Genomic DNA, 15,132 nt, shown 5'->3' on the forward strand with positions numbered 1-15,132 from the left:
AACGACGCTTGGACGAAAGCGCGGACACCAGCGCGGGCGAAGTCCGGCCAAGGTCTTCCATGCGACCTGGCTCACACGACTGGTTCGAGTTGTGGTTCGGGTCGCTGGGCCAGTGCGGCCGTCGGTTCCCACTGCCTGGTGGTCCGCAGATAGCCGTACACCACTGAGGTCATCGCCAGAATGAGGAGTGGTCCGAAGACCCACGGATGCCTGGCCATCTCCACCGGCAGGTAGCGATAGGACACCAGGAGAGCCGCGAAGACCGTCGTACCGTAGGTGACCAGCTGGATTCCCGCCCGGTCCCAGCCACGGTCGAACGCCCGCATCGCCGCCTCGATCGTGTACGTGAACACCACGCCGGCGATGAGGTCCGCGCCGTAGTGGTATCCGAATCCCAGCGTGGCGCCGAGCGTGGCAACCAGCCAGAACGTCCCTCCGTAGCGGAGCATCCGTGGGCCCTTGCGGGAATGGATGAAGATCGCGGCGGCCCACGCGGTGTGCAGGCTGGGCATGCAGTTGCGTGGGGTGATCCCGTCGTAGGTCATCAGGTGCGGGATGCCGACCGGCGGCGTGTTCGGCCACAGGTCGGCCACCGCCCACTGCAGGCCTCCGGTGCCGGTGGCGCCCGGGCCGTAGGCGAAGACCGGCCCGACCACCGGGAAGAGCATGTAGATGCCCGGCCCGAGGAGGCCGATCACCAGAAAGGTGCGCACCAGATGATGGCCCGGGAAACGGCGCTCGGCCGCCACGTTGCGCAGCTGGTAGAGCGCCACGACGACCGCGGCCGCCGGAAGCAGGGTGTAGACGCTGTCAAGAACATGCGCGCCGATCGGACCGGTTTCCCTGACGATCCGGCCTACCACCCATGACGGGTTGCCCAGCGCGTGATCGGCGGTCGCCACGTACTGGTCGAGCACCACCGGGCGGGTCTTCGACGTGATGAGCAGCCAGGTGTCGCCCACCTTACGGCCGACCACCATGAGCAGGCCCAGTCCGACGCCCTTCAGCAGCAGGACGCGTTCCGGGCCGGCGCGGCGGGTGAGAGCGATGACCGCGTAGCCCAGAATCACCCACCACGCGCCGTTGCCGAAGGGGTGGCCCTCGCTCATGTCGGCATGGGCCAGCAACCGCACCAGCAAGAAGACGACGTCGATGCCGATCGCCACACCAGTGGCGATCAACCGTTGCCGCCAGGTGAACACCACCATCATCAAGGCCATGCTGAAGTACAGCAGGAAACCCGATTTTGGCAGGAATATCAGCTCTCGCGCCTGGGTGGTGAGTGGCCCCGGCAGCCCGTAGCCGCGCGCGGTGATCTCCAGCGCGATGAGGAATCCAAGGGTCACCACACCCGCCGTGGCCCACAGTATCGCCCGTGGTTGGCGCCACGCGGCGAGCTTGTCTCTGCGGTTTATTCGCGAAAACACCCGCGATACGTTAGATATCAATTGTTTGGCCGATTTGTTAGATGTCAGTTGTATAGGTAACTCTTTGGACCGGATAGCGCGGTTTTCCGGTGAAGGACTGGCAATGACAGCACTCGCGTGAGTTCGAACATGTTATCGGAGCACTTTGGCGGCCCGGGCCTGAACCCACGTCCGGCTTCAGCCCTTTTCAGAGGCCGTAGCGCTCCACGAGTCTCTTCATCGCCTCGAAGGCGGGCTTGGGGGCGTAGTCATCGGTGGTGAGCCCGAACTGGTGGAACAGCCCTGACTTCGCACTGTCCGCATCGCGCAGCGCGAAGTGGGTGTAACCGCTCAGGTGAAGTTGCTTCGCCTGGGCGGCGATGACCCGTACGACGGTCTCGACGATGTCGGCCTGCCGGTTCGGGGGCCGGTCGGGGCCGGTGGGCCAGCCGTGCTCGGTGATGTGCAGCGGCAGGAGTCCCAGTCCGGCGGGCGCCAGCACCGCCTCACGGTGATGGCGTAACAGTCCCTCGACGGCGTCTTCGAGCTCGGCCGCGGCAACTGGCCGGAAGACGTCGGGGAAGAAGTCCAGGCCGACGTAGTCGAGATCGGCTATGAAGTCCTCCCCGCCGTGGTCGGTCAGCTCGGTGACGAAGGAGGCGGCCGGGCCGAAGAGCGGGGTGGTGTTGAACCCCACCCGCAGGTGCCGGTACCCGAGTTCGCGTGCCCGCCTCTTGGCGACGGACACCCCACGGACGATGGCGTCACGCACCCCCGGGTAGTAACCGTCCAGCACGGGGTTCGAGGTGACGTCGGGCTCTTCCGTCACTTGCAGCGTGCTCGTGACCGGGCCGTACTGTTCGACCAGTTCGCGCAGGAACGCGCAGTAGCCGTCGACGTTCCCGGCGGCGGACTGGTATTGCGCCACCAGATCCAGGCGGCGCCCCCGGACGGCGTACTGGGCCGCGGCGGCCGGCGTCGCGGTCGCGTGGGGCTCGCCGAGTCTGGTGGCGTCGTCGAAGCCCGTGTAGGCGCGCACCAGGAACGGACGGCCTGGCCGACCCTGGAGGCAGTCGAGCGCGTTCGACACGAGAGCCGGGTCATCGGGCGGGCCGCCGGTCAGTCCCCCGGTGTCGTCACCGGTGACTGAGCCCGGATAGATCCCGAAGAGCATGCCCTCATGCGCTGTCAGCATCACGCGCTGGATTCCTCTCGGTGCGGTGGTCCGGGGACGGGGGAGTTGCCGCGGCAGTCGGCCAGGTCAGTGAGCCGGTGCGGATGTCGTCGATGACCGAGGCGATCCATGCCAACTCGGCGCGAGCGAGGCACACCGCGTACTCGGCCTCGATGACGTGCAGGCGAGGCACCCCGGCCGCCAGGGCCTGCGCGAGACGCTCCTCATCGGCGGACGTCCGCTGCCCGAGGCGTCGGGCGCGCTCGGTCAGGGCTTCCACCGCACCGTCCGCCCCGAGAGCACCGAGGTAGGTGACCGCGCCGAGGAACTGTGAGAACTCCCGCTCCGGGGTGCGGATGTGGGAGTCCAGGCGTCGCACGAGTTCGTCGTGGCCCGCTCGCGTGAGGGCGTAGACCGTTCGCTCCGGCCGGTTTCCCGAGCGCTGTCGCCCTTGCGAGGCCACCCATCCCGCTTCCGCCAGAGCGGCGACCGTGTTGTAGAGCGTGCCTCGGGTGATCAACGCCGCGTGGCTGTCGCTGCGTTGATGCAGTTCGGCGAGCATCTGATGCGGGTGCGAGGGCTGTTCGAGCAGGAGGCCCAGCACGGCCAGGACGATCGGGTTGTCGAGCGCGCGACGCGGCATAGTCGAACTCTATCAGTCCAAATAGACTAATGGGAGGTGGCCGACACAGGACGCCACGCTTGCGGTGTTCGCTCGCGATCGATCCGCCCGCCATCTGAATTGCGTTACGTACAAGGGCCGTTGAGGGCTAGGGTCCGGGGTGGAGCGAGAGACCCACGAGGAGCGAAGAGATGCCCGGTCGTCCGAGCGCGCGTTGACGTCGTAGGCCGTATCGGCCGGTCATCGCGTGCTGCCCTTGATGTCGCGGCACAGCGAGCCTTTCCGTCCGACCCGGGCGCGCCTTCAGGGCGCCGGGTGGCGGGCCTCGTTTTTCGGCGACCCGAAGGATCCCCGTGCCGTCCGCTTCCCGCGCTGAATCCGATTCCGGTCGATCCGTTCCGCCGAGCCTGTGGCGGGACAGCGACTTCCGCAGCCTCTGGGTCGGGCAGACAGCCTCCCAACTCGGCGAACACGCGGGCCTGGTGGTCCTGCCGCTGCTCGCCGTCGTGACCCTCGACGCCAGTGCCGGGCAACTGGGCATGCTGCGCGCGGTGGGGCAGGCGCCGATCCTGTTGCTCTCGCTCTTCGTCGGCGCCTGGGTGGACAGGTGGCGGGCCCGCACCGTGATGGTGCTGACCGACTTCGGCCGGTGCCTGGCCCTGGGCGCGACCGCCGTGGCCGGCGTCCTCGGTTGGCTGGGGCTGCCCACGCTGTTCGTGGTCGCGGTCGTCGTCGGGGCGCTGTCCGTGTTCTTCGACGTGGCCTACCAGACGTCTCTCGTACGGCTGGTGGAACGCGACCAGTTGGTGCGGGGCAACACCGCGCTGGAGGGCAGCCGGTCCGCGGCCCAGATCGGCGGTCCCGCTCTGGGCGGCGCGTTGGTGTCCCTGCTGTCGGCGCCGATCGCGGTCGCCTCCGGCGCGCTGTTCTTCGCGCTGTCCTTCCTGTCGATCCGACGGATCGGTCGGATCGAACCGTTCCCGCGGCATGCGGAACGTCCCCCTCGGGTCTGGCGGCGGATCCATGAGGGCCTCTGCTTCGTCATCGCTGACACCTCGCTGCGGACCGTGTGCCTCGCCTCGGCCGCGTTCCAGTTCGCCTTCGCTGCCACGATGACCGTCTATCTGCTCTTCCTGCCGCGCGAACTGCACCTGTCGGGCACCTTCGTCGGGCTGGCGCTCGCGGCGACGGGACCCGGCGCGCTCCTGGGCTCCGTGCTGGCCGCCCGCCTGCCACAACGGTTCGGGTACGGCCGCGTACTCGTGGGCGCTGCGCTGCTCGGCGACGGCGTCATGCTGGGTGTGCCCGCGCTGCACGGCTCCGCCGCGGTGACGGTTCCCGTGCTCCTCACCGTCAACTTCGTGTTCGGGACGGGCGGTCAGCTGGTGAACGTCACGGTGATGGCCGTCCGGCAGACGGTCACTCCGGACGGGATGCAGGGCCGGGTGGCCGCGACGATCACGTTCGCCGGCATGGGGATGACCCCGCTCGGCTCCCTGCTCGGCGGATTCCTCGCGCAGGAATGGGGGCTGCGCACCAGCCTCCTGGCGGCGGCCGCGGCGATGATGCTGTCCCCGGTGCTGATGGCCTCGTCCCCCCTCGCCCGTCTGGGGACCGTGCTTCCGCAGCGGGGTCCGAACGCCCTACGGCCGCCCCTGTCCTGACTGGTCGCCGCCGTGCTCCGGGTCCGTTCGCGGCCGGGTGCCGGCCGGGCTGGCCAGACCGAGACGAGTGAGAAACTGCTGCAGGGTGAAGGCCGCCATGCCCAGGGCCACCGCGTTGCCCGGGACGTGGGACGGTTCGACGGTGAGGCCCGGCAGCGAACCTGGCAGGACATGGTGCGGAAGTTCGTCGCGCACGGCGGGCACCAGCCATTCACCCAGGGCCTCCGAGGTCCAGCCGGTGAGGGTGATCCTCGGGATGTTGAGCAGGTTGACCAGGTCGCCGAGCGCCGCGGCCAGGTAGCGCGAGGTACGCAGGGCCAGACCGATCAGTGCCGGATCGCCCGCGTGGAGACCGGCTGCGACCGCCTCGACGAAGTCGCGCTGCCGTCGCTGCCGGAGCGCGGGATGCTTCAGGTCGATCTCGGCGAGCGTCGTGTGCAGACCGTGGACACCTAGATACGCCTCGACGCAACCCCGCCGACCGCACCGGCACGGTCTGCCGTCCAACTGGAGCAGTGTGTGGCCCCATTCACCGGCGTTGTTGGTGGCGCCGCGGATCAGTGAACCGTCGACGGCGATGCCGGTGCCGACGCCGGTGCCGAGGTTGACGACGGCCATGGCGTCTTCGCCGCGCCCGATACCGAACCACATCTCGGACAGGGCGAGGGCCTTGAGCGGATTGTCGACGTAGACCGGGATCCGGAGGTTCTTCTCCAGCATTCTCTCGATCTGGACGTCGTGCCAGTCCCAGTTCGGCGCGAAGACGGAGACGCCCGCGCCGGGATGGACGTGCCCCGGCATGCTGACCCCGACGCCGATGACGCGCTCACACTCGGTCGCGCCGGACCCGACGGCCGCCTCGATCGCGCGGACGATCCCGTCGATGACGTAGTCCGGGTCGTTCTCGTGCTCGTCGAGCGCGACCTCGCCCTGGCCCAGCACGCCGAGAGCGAGGTCGTACACGGTGGCGTCGACGTAGGTCTCGGCGACGTCGACGCCGACCATGCGGCCGCGGTCCGGATTGATGGTGAGGCGCTCCTGCGGCCGCCCGCCGGTGTTGCGCTCCACGGTCGCGATGTGCAGGACGTCCTCGGACAGGAACTCGGTGACCAGTGTCGCCACGGTCGCCGGGCTGAGTCCGGTGTGCCGGGCGAGTTCCTGACGGGTGGACGGCCCGAGTTCGAACAAAGCGTGCAGAACCTCGAACCGATTCTCGCTCCGAAGATCACGGGCCGTGTGCCGCGACACCATTCTCCTTCAGCTGTCAGCGGACTCCAGCCACAGGGTACGGAGCTCCGCGTCACCCGGCCCCGCGGTGCCCCTCAGCAACAGGGTCAGCCCGGACCAGCCCGGCGGCACCCACAATACGTTCGAGTCTCCGCCCGAGAAAGCCGGTCGGGCACCGACCCAGACGCGGCCCACGCACTCCCCGGCGGACCATCCCGTCGCTCGGATCTGTGATCCCTCCAGCCGTACCAGGAAGCCGTCGTCGGACGGCGGCAGGTCGACGTCGAGCCACGCCTCCTCCCCCGGTTCGAGGACCAGCGGCAGCGGAACGCCCTGCCCGGGAATCGCCTCGTTCGCGAACGCGGTCAGCAGGTCGTCGTCCTGCACGGCGCACGACCAGTCCGTCACCGCTTCGAGGCTGAGCAACTCGGCTCGCAGGCCTCCGCCGCTGGGGTGGTGCGGCATCGTGACGGAGATCTGGTGTGTTCCGGCAGACAGCACCACCCAGGGGTCCTCGGCGTGGACGGTGCGCGGCTCACCGTTGTCCACGCTCACCCGCACCGGCTCGACCATGCCCCGCAGGTGCAACGCCGACGCGGTGGCCGAGCTGATGTCGCGGGTGTAGGTGACCGGGAGGGCGACGCGTGTGCTGCTCCACCCGCCGAGCTCACGCAGGGGCGCCGGCCGGCCGGCCCAGTGGTCGCTCACCGACCACAGGGCCGACACATCCGCCACGTCCCGCACCGTCCACAGGGTGCCGAGGCCGCGCAGCGCCCCGAGGCGCAGTGCCGGCAGCCGCGCGTCGTCGAAGTTGGCGTGCCCCCAGATCTCCACCACGGCCTCGACGGCTGCGCGGCCGGTCGCCTCATGGACGTCGATCCGCCGTGCCGCGCCGAATCCGGCGATCGTCGGATGTACCCGTCCGGCGATGGAGAGGTCGACGATGTCCGCCGCGCCGACCAGCAGCAGTTCGTCGACACCCGTCAGGTCCACGGTGGTCCGACAGGTTCCGCGCCCCCGGTACACGCCGAGCGACTCCAGCGTCGGCGGCACCTCGTGCGAGCCCGCCGACTCCTCGGGTGCGAGGGCCGGTCGCCGCCGCACGGCCCGTACGGCGGTGGGCGGTGTCGTGCTCCGAAGGGGTGGGGCGTCGGCGAGGCGCACCGTGCCGTCGCTGTCCGTCGCCCGCAGGCGCGCGGCGTCCGTCGGCGCCAGCGCCACAAGTGTCGCTCCCCCGACGGCAGTCCGCTCGGGCGCGCCGACCGCCGGTGCCGGTATCTCGACGCGGGTCGCGCCCAGTACGACGGTGACCGGCACCTCGGAGGAGAACGTCAGCACGCCGTCCGACGCCCCGACCAGATCCGCGGACGCCAGGGTGAGCGTCGCGTCCAGACCCCAGGGCCCGAGCGGTACGTCCACCAGCATCAGCGGACAGGAGTCCGGAGCGACGGCGACCGGGACGCCGTTCACGACCGCCTTGCCCGGTGTCGAACCGAGATGCGGTACGGCGATGAGCCGGCCGCCTCCGTCGAGGTCCAGGGCCGATGGTGACGAACTGGTGGGGAAGTCGGCCTCGACCTCCGCCCCAGGCACGGCCGAGGTGGCGAGCGCCAGGTGGGGGCCCAGCGTGTCGATCACGCGGGCGAGCACCTGCGCCTGGACGTACTCGGGTCGTTCGGTGCCGGTGGACGAGACGTACCCGCCGAAGTCGTAGCCATGGCTCATGAAGTTGCCGGGGGTGCCCCAGTTCCCCGTGGACGGCGTGTACCCGAAGTTCCACCCGGACGACTGGAGATAGGGCGCGATCAACGAGGCGCCGCTCGCCAGGAGCCGGCGCAGCGTCCGGTGGCGCCGGTTGGTCTCCGTGATCAGCAGCGGCAGGTCACGCTCCGCCAGTAGCTCGGCATAGTGTCGTACCTCGGGTTCGATGTGCGGTGAGTCGTCGTCCGGGTAGAAGTTGCAGGCCGGTACGACGTCGGGGACGTTCCCGGTGGCTCCTTCGAGGTCGCCCTGTCCGGCGCAGGCGATGAGCGGCACGGTGATGCCGTGGCGGATCGCCTGGTCACGCAGGTGGGTCAGATACCCCGTGCGGTCCGCGCAGTCGAAGAAGTCCAGTTCGTTCTCCAACTGGACCATGATGACGGGGCCGTCCGCCGGGTACTGACGGCGGGCCAGGAGCGGCAGCACCTGGTCGAACCACGCGGTGACCTGGGCGAGGAAGCGCGGCTCGTGCTGGCGGACCCGCAGGTCGGGGTCGAGGCCCAGCCAGGCCGGCAGGGCGCCCCCGTCCCACTCGGAGCAGATGTACGGACCCGGCCGCGCGATCACGTACAGGCCTGCCTCCTGCGCGAGGTCCAGGAAGGCGGCGACGTCGCGTCTGCCCTCGAAGTCCCAGCGGCCGGGCGCCGTCTCGTGGAAGTTCCACGGCAGATAGACGTCCACACAGGTATATCCCGAGGCCCGCACCTGTTCGAGCCGCGCCCGCCACTGCTCCCGCGGAAGGCGGAAGTAGAACAGCGACGCGCACAGCACGACACGCGGGACGCCCTGGGTCCGGATGCCCCGGGCGTCGAGTTCGACGCCCCCGCTGACGACTGTCGGCTGACTCACTTGACCCCCGCGCTTCCGCTGCTGATGTCCATTTCGTACAGGTACCGCTGGCCGAGGTAGTAGACGGCGATCATCGGCAGCGTGAGCAGGATCGAGCCGACCATCACCAGGTTCCACGGCGGCGGCTGGCCCGCCACCGCTGTGGTGGTGATGTACTGCACGCCCAGCGCCAGCGGCATCTGCGACTCGTCGTTGAGGTAGATCAGCGGCCCCATGAAGTCACCCCAGGAGTACGTCAGGGTGAAGATGCCGATCGCGATCAGCACGGGCCACAGCATCGGCACCATGATGCGCCGGTAGATGCCGAAGAACCCGAGCCCGTCCACCATGGCGGCCTCGTCGAGCTGGCTGGGCAGGCGGGACACGAACTGGCGCACCAGGAAGACGTTGAAGGCGTTCGAGAAGAAGTTGGGCACGATCAGCGGCCAGTAGGTGTTCACCCAGCCCAGGTCCTTGAACAGGATGAACTGCGGGATCATCGTGATCTGTGTCGGGATCATCATCGTCGCGATGACGACGAGGAACAGGGCGTTCTTCCCAGGGGCCCGCAGGCGCGCGAATGCGTAGCCGACCAGTCCGCTCGACACCATCTGGCCGATGACCGAACCCACCGAGATGATCAGCGAGTTGATCAGGAACCGGCCCATCGGCAGGTCGGTGCCGAACACCTTGGTGAAGTTCTGCCAGTGGAACTCGTGCGGGAAGATCGTGAACGTGTTCGTGGTCACGGTGTGGTCGCTCGACAGCGCGATCGACACGGCGAAGATCAACGGTGTCGAGAGCAGCGCGGACACCACGATCAGCGTGGCGTAGGTGAACGGTGTCGCCCGGAACACCCGCAGGACGCGGGGCGCGTCGCCGGCGCGCCTCGGGTCGCCCTGGCGCTTGGTGCCCTGCTGCTGTTGCGGAGCGGCGGCGGATACGACGGTCGCCATCACTTCACCTCGGTCTCGTAGAACACCCAGCGGCGGGTGGTGCGGAAGGCCACCAGGGTGAACACCAGGATCACGGCGAACAGCAGCCACGAGATCGCCGACGCGTAGCCCATGTGGTAGTAGGAGAAGGCCTGGTCGAAGAGGTACGGCACCGTGGTCTGGCTCGCGTTGTAGGTGCCGGGCTGCTGCGCCTTCGGGGTGAGGATGTACACCTGGGAGAAGATCTGGAACGCCGCGATCAGTCCCATCACCAGGTTGAAGAAGATGACCGGCGTCAGCTGCGGCACCGTGATGCTCCAGAACTGCCGCACCGGCCCGGCGCCGTCGATCTCGGCAGCCTCGTACAGCTCCCGCGGAATGCCCTTCATGGCGGCGAGCAGCAGGACGGTGGCGCTGCCGGCGCTCCACACCGACAGCAGGATCAGCGCGTACTTCACCCAGCTCGGGTCAAGTAGCCACTGCGGCCCGGAGATTCCGACCCACCCGAGCACGTCGTTGAGCGGACCCGACGGCGCGAGCACCACCCGGAAGGCCATCGACGCGGCGACCAGGGGTACCAGCGTCGGCAGGTAGATCAGGGTGCGGAACAGTTTGCGGGCGCGGACCTGCTTGTTGAGCAGGTTCGCCAGCCACAGCCCGACCAGCAGGCTGAGCGGGACGGATATCGCCGCGTAGTGGAGAGTGTTGCCGAGTGCCTTCCAGAACACGGGGTCCTCGGTCAGCAGCTTGACGTAGTTGTCCAGACCGACCCACTTGGGCGGGGTGAAGGAGTCCCAGTCCGTCATCGAGAGGTAGATGGACGAGATCATCGGTCCGAGGAGGAACGCGACGAAGCCGATCACCCACGGCGAGACGAAGAGGTAGAACCAGAGCGCCTCACGGCGCCGCCGCTTCGACATGGCCACGCCGGTCACCCAGCGGACTTGATGATGGACTCAAGGTTCTTCTGCAGTGCGGTGAGTGCCTTCTTGGCGCTCTTCTCCTTGCCGAGCCAGAAGTCGGCCGTGGCCGTGTCGATCGCCGCGAGCATCTCGTTCCACTCGGGGATGAACGGCGCCTTGAAGAGGAACTCGCTGGACTCGGCGAACACGCCCATGTCCACCTTCGTCTTCATCCACGCCGGCTTGAGGAACGCGTCGCTCTTCTGTACCTCGAGGTTGGCCGGCACGTCCTCGGCGGCTGCGATGATCTGCTGCTGGGGCCCGGGCGACGTAAGGAAGTCGATCGCCTTGAAGGCGTTGTTCGGGTTCTTCGCGGTGCGGGAGATGGCGAGTCCGCTGCCGAAGGAGGACACGGCCTGCTTCTTGCCGCGCCACATCGGCGCGATGTCCCACTCGAACTTGGATTCCGCCTGGCCGGCGATGGCCCAGAACCCGGTGGTGTTGACCGCTACCGTGCCGGCCGCGAAGGCCTGGTCGCCACCGACGTCCGTGCCCATGTCGGCGTACTGCGCCTTCGTCGGCACCACGCCGTGCTTGAAGGTCAGATCACCGACCCACTGCAGCGCCTCGACGACTTCGTCGCTGTCCGCCGTCGGCTTCCCGTTGGCGTCGATGATGGCGCCACCGTTCTGATACGCCAGGCTCCACCACTGCGGCCACCAGCCAGCGCCGCCATAGCCCCAGGTCTTGCCCTTCTCCGTCAGCTCCTTGAACGCGTCGAGGGCGTCGTCCCAAGTCCACTCGGCGGTGGGCGCCTTGATGCCCTTCTTGTCGAACAGGGTCTTGTTGTAGTAGAGGATCATCGCGCCGGAACGGTCCGGTATCGCGTAGACCTTGTCCTGGTACGAGTAGAGCGACCCGATCGTCCCGAACCGCTGCGCGAGGTCAAGTCCCGCGCTCTTGGCGAGGTCGTCGAGCGGCCTGAGCTGGTTCTTGCTCGAGTAGACGTTGACGTTCTCGGCGACCTGCATGATGTCCGGGCCCTTGCCGCCCGCGATCATCGTCTGCACCTTCTGCGGGTACGAGTCCACCGGGATGAGCTGGAGCTTGACCTTCAGGTCGGGGTACTTCTTCACCAGCAGGTTGATGCGCTTCTGGTACGTGGCCCGGTCGGTCTCTCCGCCCCACACCGTCATCACCAGGGGGTCGTCGCTCGACCCCGCGCCGGAGCCGCACGCCGTGAGCGTGATGACGCCCGCCGCGACTCCTAGGCCGAGAAAACCCCGTCGCGAAAACCGCGCTCTGTCAAGCGTCATGGCACTGCCTTTCCGTGAAGCACGCACACGCCCTGAGGTCGCCCGACGATCACGCCGGACTTCGAATGGCGGTTAAACTAACCGTCGTTTTAAGCCAGGGACAAGCCCTTGTTTCACACAGGTTTCAGTCGACGTCCCGGTAGTGTGCCGCCGCAAAAGCGGTCATCTTCGATGTCCTCGCAGGTGGGGTGCCGGTGCGGGGAGCACCTCCATGAGGAGCCGGTTGCCGGCAGGAGTGTCGGCCGGGGGCCGCGCCCTCGTTCCGACACCGGGCGGCGGTCGGCAGGAGCCTGGTGTCGCGGGGCGAACCCGCGGTCCCGAGGTGTGTGCGGCGCCCGTGACGGCACATGACGAGAGCGGGGGTGCACTCCGGCCGTCACACCTGCGAGTTGGGGCGCCGCTCTTGACACCGGTGCGACGCGTGGGGGATTTTGTGTCGCGATCAGACACGCCGCGGTGACCTATGTGCCGGTGCGCCGCCGCGTACACGGCGGTTTTCGGCCGCCTGTCGGGATGGACAGGCGTGGCTGACAACCGACGAGGCCGATGCCCGGATCGGTGTCGGGCAAGCATGGTCCGACGCCCTGACGATCCCTTCAACCGGGGCCGAGCCGACGGCTGTTGACGATTCCTCGGGCGCCCGCGGACAGCTGCGACGACCTCCGATGACCTGCCTCTCCGGCCGGGGTCGAGCCACCCGACCATGCGCCGCCGCCCATGCCGACGCGCAGAGGCACGGCGCGTCGCGACCACCGATCCCCGGATATGCACGGGGTCGGGGAATCTGTGCAGGAGCCTCACACGGGCTGCACTTGGCCTTTCGAAAGCCTGGATAGCGTGACTGCCGTTCCATCCTCGTACGCACGTGTCAGACCGGGACCCGAGCGGGTCACCCGGCCAGTCAACCCAGGAAGCCCCATGGACTACTGCTCCTCGTGTCGTCGGCATCTCAACGGCGCCCTGGTGTGCCCCGGGTGCGGCGCCTACGCCCCCGACATCGCTCCGCCCGCCGCCGGTGCCCGCACCGGCCTGGCCCCGGGCTCATGGGCGATGGCAGGAGAGGCGACCGACACGGCGTACGCAGCAGAGTCCGCGACCTCCGGCCACTGGTCCGACGAGACCGCGCGGGACGGGGCAGCCCTCGGGACCGGTACGAAAGAGTTCGGGACCGGTGCACAAGCGGCTCCGTACGCCGCCCCGTCCGCCGACATCGAGGACGCGCCGCCCAGCGGGGAAGGGCGAGCGGCCCGCCGCCGCCAGCGAGCTCGCTGGAAGAAGAACCAGCGCCGTGCCGTGGTCGCGACCGCCGTCGCACTCGTCGGAGGCGGCCTGACCATCAGCACGATGAACCGGGGCTCCACCGACCGGACCCAGGCGGCCACCGCGCCCGACGACCGGACGATGGGCGCCGCGGAGAAGGAGACGTCCTTCCACGCCGTTCCGACGTCGACTCCGCCCACCCTTCACCGATCGTCACGCACCACCCCCGAGGCGCAGCCGCCGGTCACCAACGAGCCGCGGCAGCAGTCCGCCCTCTCCACCCCTGACCGCACGAGCCGGTCGGCCGATCGGCCTGCCGCCGCCGCGCCGCCCCGCCCGGCCGCCACGTCGGCCCCGACGCTGAGCAGCACCCTGTCCCCCGACACCGCGGCCCCCGCCACCACGGACACCGTCGACACGGCGACACAGCAGCCGTCGACGACCCCGTCCGACTCCGGCACCGGCTCGGGGTCGGGGTCGGGGTCGGGGTCGGGGTCCTCACAGTCCCATCCCGCCCCGGCATCCACATCGCCGACGCAGCTCTGCCTGCTCGTGGTGTGCATCGGCTGACCGTGGCGGGCGATGGATGACGGGCCTGGGGTGCCCCTGCTCACCCCAGGCCCCCGCTCGACTCCGAGCGCCCGCCCGACTCCGAGCCCCCGCGCAGCCGCAAGCCCCCGCCCAGACCCACGCCCACGGAGCCGCTGGCTCGAACACCCTGGCACCGCACGTCTTCGGCACTCCCCCGCCGCGCCCGCGCACACATGGTGGCGAGCCATCCTGCCCCCGCTGCGGCACGCCGATCGCCGCGTGGGCGACGACACGCCGTGGGTCCTGAGGCCGTGGACGGTCCGGCGCCTCGTGCGCTGAACCGTCCGACGTGGCCTCGGCGTTCGGCGGCTCAGGCCGCGGTGTATCCGAGCTGCCGTCTCATGTACGGAGTCAGCAGGGTCTTGGCCTTGCCGAGGGTGCTGGTGCGGGAGCCGAGGACCGCGGTCTCCCCGCCGGGCACGGGCATCATGGTCACTCCGTCGGCGGGACCGAACGGCACGATGAGCGGGGTGCGGTGGATGGGCCGGTAGAGGCGCGGCTCCTTGCGATGCCTTCCGGAATGCTGCAGGCAGGCACGGATGTTCCAGGCAGCGAGGTCGGCCTGGGCGAGCGCGGCGGGAGTGATCTTGAGCTCGGTGGCGTCGTTCACGTCACCGACCGCGAACACGTCCTGCCGCCCCGCGACCCGGAGGGTCCGGTCGACCTTCACGTGCCCGCTCGGGTTCAGCCAGTCGCCGTGCCCGGCGAGGCGCAGCCAGAGCGTGTTGGGGGTGGTACCCGTCGCCCAGAACGACACGTCGGCCTCGATGACGTTCCCGCCGGCGTCGCGATACGTACCGAACTCGGTGCCCTGAGAGATGAAGGAGTCGAGCCGCACGTCCACGTCGTGGGACTCCAGCCAGGATCGTGCCCTTTTCCCGGCCCGCGCGCTGCCCATGACGTCGAGGAGGGCGGGCCCGGCGTGCGCGAGGGTGACCCGGGCGTTCGGCCGGGCCAGCCGGATCTCGGCGCTGAGCTCGACACCGGAGGGTCCACCACCGACGACGAGGATGTGCTCGGCGCCGGCGATGCTCCGCTGATGTCCGGCGAACGACTTGGCCGCCTCCTCGGCGGTGGTGCCGGTGAAGCGGGCCGGTTCGGGATAGTCGGCCCCGGTGGCGATCACCACCACGTCGTACGGGAGGCGCTCGCCCGTCGCCAGCACCACCTGCCGCTCGTCGGTGTCGACACGGACCGCCTTGCCCATGACCACCTGGCCACTGCGCAGCAACCGGTCGTACGGGATGAACGGGGTGGCGGTCCACTCCGGGCGCACACCGGCGCGCAGGGACGCGATGCGGTGGAAGAAGATCTCCTTGCGATCCACCAGCGTGACCCGCGCCGTCCCGTCCAGTCGTTTCGCCAAACGCACGCCGGCATAGCCGCCGCCGATCACAACCACGTCGCCGTCACGCACGCCGAGCCTCCTGTGGAGCTGTGGGGGGA

11 protein-coding genes are annotated in these 15,132 nt (G+C 69.2%); 2 read left to right on the forward strand and 9 right to left on the reverse strand.

All coding sequences use genetic code 11. The features are described 5' to 3' along the window. Positions 1 to 71: 71 nt before the first annotated feature. The 3 genes from ACFYRY_RS01435 to ACFYRY_RS01445 form a co-directional block, all read right to left on the reverse strand. Entirely contained in the window at positions 72 to 1,448 is a 1,377-nt protein-coding gene (locus ACFYRY_RS01435; protein WP_389138858.1) for a phosphatase PAP2 family protein, read from the reverse strand. Positions 1,449 to 1,614: 166 nt separating this feature from the next. Continuing rightward, positions 1,615 to 2,601, reverse strand: coding sequence for a hypothetical protein (locus ACFYRY_RS01440; protein WP_389138859.1), 987 nt, complete (start codon positions 2,599 to 2,601; stop codon positions 1,615 to 1,617). After that, positions 2,585 to 3,223, reverse strand: a complete 639-nt coding sequence (locus ACFYRY_RS01445) for a helix-turn-helix transcriptional regulator (RefSeq protein WP_389138860.1) — start codon at positions 3,221 to 3,223, stop codon at positions 2,585 to 2,587. Before ACFYRY_RS01445 ends, ACFYRY_RS01440 begins: the two co-directional genes overlap by 17 nt. 332 nt (positions 3,224 to 3,555) lie before the next feature. On the opposite strand from ACFYRY_RS01445, the gene ACFYRY_RS01450 reads away from it, so the two are divergent. Beyond that, positions 3,556 to 4,866: an MFS transporter gene (locus ACFYRY_RS01450; protein ID WP_389138862.1), complete on the forward strand. Its 1,311-nt coding sequence runs from the start codon at positions 3,556 to 3,558 to the stop codon at positions 4,864 to 4,866. On the opposite strand, the gene ACFYRY_RS01455 is transcribed toward ACFYRY_RS01450, so the two are convergent. From ACFYRY_RS01455 to ACFYRY_RS01475, 5 genes are all read right to left on the reverse strand, one after another. Next, a complete protein-coding gene (locus ACFYRY_RS01455; protein ID WP_389138864.1) occupies positions 4,846 to 6,054 on the reverse strand; it encodes an ROK family protein in 1,209 nt (402 codons plus the stop codon). The genes ACFYRY_RS01450 and ACFYRY_RS01455 overlap by 21 nt on opposite strands. Before the next feature lie 69 nt (positions 6,055 to 6,123). Beyond that, positions 6,124 to 8,703 carry a beta-galactosidase gene (locus ACFYRY_RS01460; protein ID WP_389138865.1) on the reverse strand — a complete coding sequence of 860 codons (2,580 nt, stop codon included), beginning with the start codon at positions 8,701 to 8,703 and terminating at the stop codon, positions 6,124 to 6,126. Further along, on the reverse strand, positions 8,700 to 9,638 hold the full coding sequence (locus ACFYRY_RS01465) for a carbohydrate ABC transporter permease (protein WP_389138866.1): 939 nt from the start codon (positions 9,636 to 9,638) through the stop codon (positions 8,700 to 8,702). The genes ACFYRY_RS01460 and ACFYRY_RS01465 overlap by 4 nt, the downstream gene beginning before the upstream one ends. Further along, a complete protein-coding gene (locus ACFYRY_RS01470; RefSeq protein WP_389138867.1) occupies positions 9,638 to 10,552 on the reverse strand; it encodes a carbohydrate ABC transporter permease in 915 nt (304 codons plus the stop codon). The genes ACFYRY_RS01465 and ACFYRY_RS01470 overlap by 1 nt, the downstream gene beginning before the upstream one ends. Then, positions 10,549 to 11,835, reverse strand: coding sequence for an ABC transporter substrate-binding protein (locus ACFYRY_RS01475; RefSeq protein WP_389138869.1), 1,287 nt, complete (start codon positions 11,833 to 11,835; stop codon positions 10,549 to 10,551). The genes ACFYRY_RS01470 and ACFYRY_RS01475 overlap by 4 nt, the downstream gene beginning before the upstream one ends. Before the next feature lie 918 nt (positions 11,836 to 12,753). Here ACFYRY_RS01475 and ACFYRY_RS01480 point away from each other — a divergent pair. Beyond that, complete coding sequence (locus ACFYRY_RS01480; protein WP_389138871.1) at positions 12,754 to 13,665, forward strand: hypothetical protein; 912 nt, start codon at positions 12,754 to 12,756, stop codon at positions 13,663 to 13,665. A 331-nt stretch (positions 13,666 to 13,996) separates the two neighbouring features. On the opposite strand, the gene ACFYRY_RS01485 is transcribed toward ACFYRY_RS01480, so the two are convergent. Next, complete coding sequence (locus ACFYRY_RS01485; protein WP_389138872.1) at positions 13,997 to 15,103, reverse strand: NAD(P)/FAD-dependent oxidoreductase; 1,107 nt, start codon at positions 15,101 to 15,103, stop codon at positions 13,997 to 13,999. Between the last annotated feature and the right edge of the window lie 29 nt (positions 15,104 to 15,132).

It is taken from the genome of Streptomyces sp. NPDC005263 (genome assembly GCF_042872365.1).
In the GTDB taxonomy this organism is placed as follows: domain Bacteria; phylum Actinomycetota; class Actinomycetes; order Streptomycetales; family Streptomycetaceae; genus Streptomyces.

Excerpts from the sequence above, each read along its gene's own strand:
- ACFYRY_RS01475 (WP_389138869.1), bottom strand. The coding sequence starts at position 11,835 with ATGACGCTTGACAGAGCGCGGTTTTCGCGACGGGGTTTTCTCGGCCTA.
- ACFYRY_RS01480 (WP_389138871.1), top strand. The coding sequence starts at position 12,754 with ATGGACTACTGCTCCTCGTGTCGTCGGCATCTCAACGGCGCCCTGGTG.
- ACFYRY_RS01465 (WP_389138866.1), bottom strand. The coding sequence starts at position 9,638 with ATGGCGACCGTCGTATCCGCCGCCGCTCCGCAACAGCAGCAGGGCACC.
- ACFYRY_RS01440 (WP_389138859.1), bottom strand. The coding sequence starts at position 2,601 with ATGCTGACAGCGCATGAGGGCATGCTCTTCGGGATCTATCCGGGCTCA.
- ACFYRY_RS01445 (WP_389138860.1), bottom strand. The coding sequence starts at position 3,223 with ATGCCGCGTCGCGCGCTCGACAACCCGATCGTCCTGGCCGTGCTGGGC.